Raw genomic sequence first — 5,823 nt, forward strand, 5'->3', positions numbered from 1 at the left:
GCCGCAACAGGCACCGCCGCCCCGCGACTCCCGCACGCTTCCCCAACCCCTCCCGCGGCTCCCTGCGCATCCCACTCGTTCCCCGCCTGTCCGACGGCCTCCCGCTGGGCTTCATACCGGCTTCCCACTCCCATCCCCGACCGCCCGGGCGGCCGCCGACCGGAGGGCCGGGCGACACGCGAGAAAATCTGTCCGCGAAGAACTAGATTTCCTGGGCGATGCGGGCTAACGTATTGGTTGTCGAAACGAGAACGTCAAGACGCGGACGTACCCGCCCGGCCGTGAGGTCACGACGGGCGCAGCACCAGGAAGTGAGCAGTACCCACGCCTAAGCGGCGGGGTCTGCAGATCCGCCGCACGTGGCAGGGCCGAGAAGTTTGCGTGGGGCTCCACCACCGGCGGGGAAGTGCGCAGTACGCATCACGTCAGAGCAAGTGGAACGCAGAGGAAAGGGAGGGTTCACGCACCGTTGGATCGCCCGCTCCGACCGCTCTACCGGGTCGAGTGGACACCGCAGTTTCCATCGAACGAGAGGTGGTCTCCGGTCACGCTTACGCGATCCTCGCACCCGAAACCGTTACACACGGCTGGTGCGGATTAGACAAACCGACGCGACTGTCGGCAGATGGTGTTCTAAAACCCGATAACCCTGGGCCCCGGCGCGATCAGCGCCGGGGCCCTCGACACGGAGGTGACATGGCCCAACCCGACGACATGTTCGGTGACGAGGACTACCCGGCCTACACGATGGGCCGAGCCGCGGAAATCGTCGGCGTATCGCAGGACTTCCTGCGGAGGCTCGGCGACGCGAAGCTGATCGACCCGTTCCGCTCCCCTGGCGGACACCGGCGCTACTCCCGCTACCAGCTGAGGCTGGCGGCCCGCGCCAAAGAGATGGTGGACGAAGGCACAGCCCTGGAGGCGGCGTGCCGGATCATCATCCTGCAGGACCAGCTCGAAGAAGCGCTCCGGGTGAACGAGTCCCTGCGCGGAAACGAGAACAGCAACGCGGAATGACCACCCGCCGCCCCCGGCACGCGGTCCCGCCCATCACCGGGTTGGGGCCGTTCGTCATTTCCGGCTCCGATTCGACCTCACGCTCGACACATCCCGACGGGATTCCCGCTCGGCGCGTCCCTGAGACAGCACCCGGGCCCGACGCAATCCCGGCCGATGACACCCAGGCCAGCGAAAACCAGGCCAGCGAAAACCGAGCCAGCGGCAACGAGGCCAGCGGGCACCCAGGCCGACCGCCCCCAGGCCGACCGCACCCAGGCTCGGCGGAATCCCGGCCGACAATCCAGCACACCGACGCGCGTAGGCCCCTCGGGCAGCGACCCATCGCCGCGCTCGAGTACTTCGCGCGGCGTCGCGGCAGGAGCCGCAAGCCGGCGATGGTCGCGGTGGCGGCTGGCGCCAGGCCGGAACTCGGCCAGGCGCTCGGCCCGGTGCTCCGCCTCCAGCAGCACGCCACAGCACGTTCCGACCAGGCGCCCGAGCCGGGCACCCGGCCGAACCAGCCCATACCGGCCGCGTCTCGCGCCGCCCCAGAAAGGCGGGCGCTCACCTCAGCTCAGGTCGAACTCCTCGCCCCGCACCCCACGCAAAAAGTCCTGAAAAGTCTCCCGGCTGAACGACAGCACAGCCCCCTGCGGATTCTTCGAATCCCGGAGCAGAATCGCCTGCGGCCCGGCACTTACCTCGACACAGTTACCGCTGGAGCTGCGCTTGCTCTTGCGCCACTGATGGACCTCGTCGGGCGTGTTCATCCGGCCTCCAGCTGTATAAGAGCGCCCGGCGGTCGAAGCACCCCAGGCTGATAAGTCTGATTTTACGTTTTTGTCCGCGTCTGACCCGGAACTAACGCAAGCAAAACTGGATGCTAGACCATGCCGGTGCAAACATCCAGTTGCAAATTGCACTAGGCTGGACGAGATCCACGATTGCCGACGTCACCGGAGTTGATCATGACCGAGCCGGTCGGCCCAGCCATCGCGCGCCTGCGGTTGCACACCTATCTGCGTGAGCGGCGGGAGGCGCAGGGGCACACCGCTTCCGCTGTCGCCCGGAAGATGCGGTGGTCGCAGAGCAAGCTCAACCGCATCGAGAACGGCGTCGTCACGATCCAGCCGATCGAGGTCAAGGCTCTCCTGGAGTTCTACGACGTCCAGGATCCGGCCGAGGTCGAGCGGCTGATGGACCTCTCCGAGATCTCCCGGGAGCGCCGGTGGTGGCGCGAGGAGAAGCTCTCGCAGGAGTTCAAGGACTTCGTCGCCTTCGAGAGCGAGGCCTCCGGCCTGTACGGCTACTTCGCCCTGTTCATCCCCGGCCTCCTGCAGACCCCCGAGTACGCCAAGGCACTCAGCTCGCCGGTGATCAAGGAGGCTGTCGCCGACTCGACGGGGATGAACCTGACCGAGGTTCGCCGCAAGCGTCAGGAGACCCTGTTCGACCGGCTCGACAGCAGCCGCCCCCCGGCGCTCAACATGGCCGTGGACGAGGCCGTGCTGCTGCGCCCGGTCGGCGGGGCCGAGGTGATGGCCGCCCAGCTCGATCATCTGCTGGCCGTCTCCAAGCGCCCTTCGGTGCATCTCACCGTGGTTCCGCTCGACCTCGGCGCCCACGGTGGCCTGGGCGGCACGTTTGAGCTGCTGGAGTTCGCCGGCCGTCAGGACGACGACGTGGTCTTCATCGAGACGCCGGCGGACGATTTCCTGCTGACCGACAAGACCAAGACGGAGACCTTCCGCAAGATCATGGACGACCTGCTCGCGTCGGGGCTGTCCGGCAAGCACGCCACCGACGAGATCGGCCGGGCCCGCCGGCGCCTGAAGGTCTGAGCGGGTCACGGGAACGGGGAGCGGTTGATCTCGAGGGCCCGGATCAGCGCGCGGCGGACCCGTTCGAACTGGGCGCGGTCGCCGGTGCCGTAGAGGACCACCTCCGCGCCGTGGTGCAGGGCGCGGATCTCCCGCCAGCGCAGGCCGCGCCGGGGGTCGAGCACGACGGCGACGTCCTCGAGGTCGGGAATCCGGTAACGCTGGTGCTGCGTCTCGACGTACCAGCTGGTGACGACGATGCGGCGGTCGGCGTAGTAGACGGCCCAGCCGCATCGAGGGGCGCTCGGGGAAGTGCGGTCGATCGACATCTCGGTCCCCTTACCTCGATCCTGCCTCCGATTGTCCGCAGAAATTTCCGGACAGCAACAGTCTGATCACAAATTTCTAACGGCTAAGCGCTATCTGCAAAATGCACTCCGGGTCGGCGACCCTGGATCTTCACCCGGCTAAAGTCTTGGTCGAACGATGAGCGCGCCGATTCGGCCTCGTCGTTTATCGTGGGGGCACACCGCAAACTGAACTTCCCTTAAGGCCAGTCGCAACGAAGGAGGGAGCGGCTCCCATCCAGCTCAGGACGACGGCGTAGTCGGACCTCACCAGTGGAAGAGGCTCGTCATGTCACAACCCACCGGACCGGCACTCGCCCGCGATCGGCTCCTGGCCCCGCTGAGCGAGCTGCGAGATTCACTGCGGCTGTCGTCTGATCACCGGGATCGGGACAGCGACTGGTGGGCGCTCCACCAGTTCACCATCGAATACCCGCGCTTCCTCGACCACGAGGCCCGGGCCGCCCAGCTCGGCGTGTGCCAGCCGCTGGTCGTGCCCGGCATCCTGCAGACCCCGGCGTACGCGCTCGCGGCGACCACGGCGATCACCGGCCGGGCGCCCGAGGATCCTGCTGCTCTGGCCCGCGTCGAGGTGCGCCTGGGACGGCAGTACGAGCTGCTCGACCGGATGTGCGGGGCAGAGCCGCCGAGGCTGACCGTGGTGCTGGACGAGTTCGTCCTGCGCCGGCCGGTCGGCGGTGTGGACGTCCTCAAGGCGCAGCTGGACGACCTGCTCTACCTGGGCGAGCTTGAGACGATCACCCTGGTGGTCAAGACGGCTGCGGACGGCGCCCACGCCGGCCTCGGCGGATACTTCGAGCTCCTGCGGTTCGCCGACGACAGCGCCGAGGTGCTCTTCCTGGAGTCGACCGCGACCGACTCGCTGCTCACCGGCGCGGCGGCGACCAGGCCGTACAGCGATTGCCTGGACCGGCTGCTGGCCGGCACCGACGGCAACGCCGCGGCCCTGACCACCATCCGCCGGATCCGCGACTCCCTGACCTAGAGACCCTGACCTAGAAGACCACGACCGAACGGGCCCCCTCGCCACGGGCCATCCGCTCGAAGGCCGCCGGGACGCCGGCGAGCGGGATGCGGTCGGTGATCAGGTGGTCCAGCTTCAGCGCGCCCGAGAGCACGTCCTGGGCCAGCGCCGGCACCTCCACGTCCGGGTCCGACGAGCCGTAGACCGAGGCCCGCAGCGTGCGGGCACTGGAGAAGATGTCCAGCGCGCTCAGTTCCACTATGTCGTCCGCGCGGCCCATGCCCACCACGATCACCTGGCCGCCGCGGCGGGTCGCCCGCCACGCCGCCCGGATGGTCGCCGCCCGGCCCACGCATTCGAAGGCGTGGTCCGCGCCCAGCCGATCCGTGCGCGACCGGATGTCCTTGGACAGGTTGTCCGAGGAGACCACGAAGTCGGTCGCCCCGGCGGCCTCCGCGAGCGCCTTCTTGGCCTCCGACACGTCCACCGCGATGACCGTCGCGGCGCCGGCGGCCCGGGCCGCCGCGACCACCGACAGACCCACCCCGCCGAGGCCGATCACCACGACCGAGTCACCCTCGGCGACCCGCGCGGTGTTGCGCACCGCTCCGGTGCCGGTCAGCACCGCGCAGCCCAGCAGGGCCGCGCTTTCCCAGGCCAGTTCATCCGGTACGGGGATGACGGCCCGCTCCGGCACCACGACCTGCTCGGCGAAGGCGCCCAGCCCCAGCGTCACGTGCACCGGCGCACCGTCCAGCGTGCTGCCGTTCTCCAGCGCCGCCACGTTCGCCGTCGAGCACAGCCACGGCTCGCCGTGTGTGCAGAACCAGCATTCGCGGCAGGGCGGTGACCAGTTCAGCGCCACGTGACTGCCCGCGCGTACCCGGGTCACGCCGGCGCCGGCCTCCACCACCTCGCCCGCCGCTTCGTGCCCGAGGACCAGCGGATGCGGCGGGCTCAGCGTGCCGTTGACCATGGACAGGTCGGAGTGGCAGACGCCGGCCGCGCGGATGCGGATGCGGACCTGGCCGGGGCCGATCTCGGGCAGGCGCAGCTCCTCGACCGCGGGTGCCGTGCCGGCCTCCCGGACGACCAGGGCCTTGATGTAAGAGGTCACCGCTGAATCGCTTTCGTCTGCTGGAACTCGCTGAGACCGTACGCGCCGAGCTCGCGGCCGAGGCCGGACTGCTTGTAGCCGCCGAACGGGGCCACCGGGTTGAACGAGCCGCCGTTCACGTCGACCGCGCCCGTCCGCATCCGGCGGGCCACGGCCAGCGCCCGGTCCGGTGAGCCCCACACGCCACCGGCCAGACCGTACTTCGAGTTGTTGGCGATCTCCACCGCGTGGTCGTCGTCGTCGAAACCGATGATCGACAGCACCGGGCCGAAGACCTCCTCCTGGGCCAGCTCGCTCGCCGGGTCGACGTCCGCGAAGACGGTCGGCGCGACGAAGTAGCCCTTGTCCGGGACCGGGGCGTCGCCGGCCACCTGCCGCGCGCCGGCGCGGGCGATGAAGCCCCGCACCCGCTCGCGCTGCGCCGCGGACACCAGCGGCCCGAGCCGGGTGCCCACGTCGAACGGGTCACCGGTGGTGTACGCCGAGGCGGCGGGCGCGGGGAGCTCGACAGCGGCGTCCAAGAGGCTGCGGTGCACCAGCATACGGGTCCACGCC

Annotated in this window: 7 protein-coding genes; 3 read left to right on the forward strand and 4 right to left on the reverse strand. The window is 69.3% G+C overall.

Annotation, left to right across the window (positions count from 1 at the left end; translation table 11 throughout):
- The first annotated feature begins 696 nt into the window (after window positions 1-696).
- Entirely contained in the window at window positions 697-1,017 is a 321-nt protein-coding gene (locus AB0C29_RS30245) for a MerR family transcriptional regulator (protein ID WP_360827173.1), read from the forward strand.
- Window positions 1,018-1,568: 551 nt separating this feature from the next.
- On the opposite strand, the gene AB0C29_RS30250 is transcribed toward AB0C29_RS30245, so the two are convergent.
- Window positions 1,569-1,769 carry a DUF397 domain-containing protein gene (locus AB0C29_RS30250; RefSeq protein ID WP_360827176.1) on the reverse strand — a complete coding sequence of 67 codons (201 nt, stop codon included), beginning with the start codon at window positions 1,767-1,769 and terminating at the stop codon, window positions 1,569-1,571.
- A gap of 198 nt (window positions 1,770-1,967) precedes the next feature.
- Between AB0C29_RS30250 and AB0C29_RS30255 the strand changes: the two genes are divergently transcribed.
- On the forward strand, window positions 1,968-2,840 hold the full coding sequence (locus AB0C29_RS30255) for a helix-turn-helix transcriptional regulator (RefSeq protein WP_360827179.1): 873 nt from the start codon (window positions 1,968-1,970) through the stop codon (window positions 2,838-2,840).
- 5 nt (window positions 2,841-2,845) lie between these two features.
- Here the strand turns inward: AB0C29_RS30255 and AB0C29_RS30260 are convergent, their stop codons facing one another.
- Window positions 2,846-3,148, reverse strand: a complete 303-nt coding sequence (locus tag AB0C29_RS30260; RefSeq protein WP_360827182.1) for a hypothetical protein — start codon at window positions 3,146-3,148, stop codon at window positions 2,846-2,848.
- A gap of 307 nt (window positions 3,149-3,455) precedes the next feature.
- Between AB0C29_RS30260 and AB0C29_RS30265 the strand changes: the two genes are divergently transcribed.
- The gene (locus AB0C29_RS30265; protein ID WP_360827185.1) at window positions 3,456-4,172 is read left to right on the forward strand and encodes a DUF5753 domain-containing protein; all 717 of its coding nucleotides are present in this window, start codon (window positions 3,456-3,458) and stop codon (window positions 4,170-4,172) included.
- A gap of 10 nt (window positions 4,173-4,182) precedes the next feature.
- On the opposite strand, the gene AB0C29_RS30270 is transcribed toward AB0C29_RS30265, so the two are convergent.
- Complete coding sequence (locus AB0C29_RS30270) at window positions 4,183-5,268, reverse strand: alcohol dehydrogenase catalytic domain-containing protein (protein ID WP_360827188.1); 1,086 nt, start codon at window positions 5,266-5,268, stop codon at window positions 4,183-4,185.
- The coding region (locus AB0C29_RS30275; RefSeq protein WP_360827191.1) for an aldehyde dehydrogenase family protein at window positions 5,265-5,823 on the reverse strand (559 nt) is incomplete at its 5' end. The genes AB0C29_RS30270 and AB0C29_RS30275, both read right to left, overlap by 4 nt.

It is taken from the genome of Actinoplanes sp. NPDC048791 (genome assembly GCF_040650095.1).
GTDB lineage: Bacteria > Actinomycetota > Actinomycetes > Mycobacteriales > Micromonosporaceae > Actinoplanes.

Coding starts and splice junctions, on each gene's coding strand:
- AB0C29_RS30245 (WP_360827173.1), top strand. CDS start 697: ATGGCCCAACCCGACGACATGTTCGGTGACGAGGACTACCCGGCCTAC.
- AB0C29_RS30250 (WP_360827176.1), bottom strand. CDS start 1,769: ATGAACACGCCCGACGAGGTCCATCAGTGGCGCAAGAGCAAGCGCAGC.
- AB0C29_RS30255 (WP_360827179.1), top strand. CDS start 1,968: ATGACCGAGCCGGTCGGCCCAGCCATCGCGCGCCTGCGGTTGCACACC.
- AB0C29_RS30260 (WP_360827182.1), bottom strand. CDS start 3,148: ATGTCGATCGACCGCACTTCCCCGAGCGCCCCTCGATGCGGCTGGGCC.
- AB0C29_RS30265 (WP_360827185.1), top strand. CDS start 3,456: ATGTCACAACCCACCGGACCGGCACTCGCCCGCGATCGGCTCCTGGCC.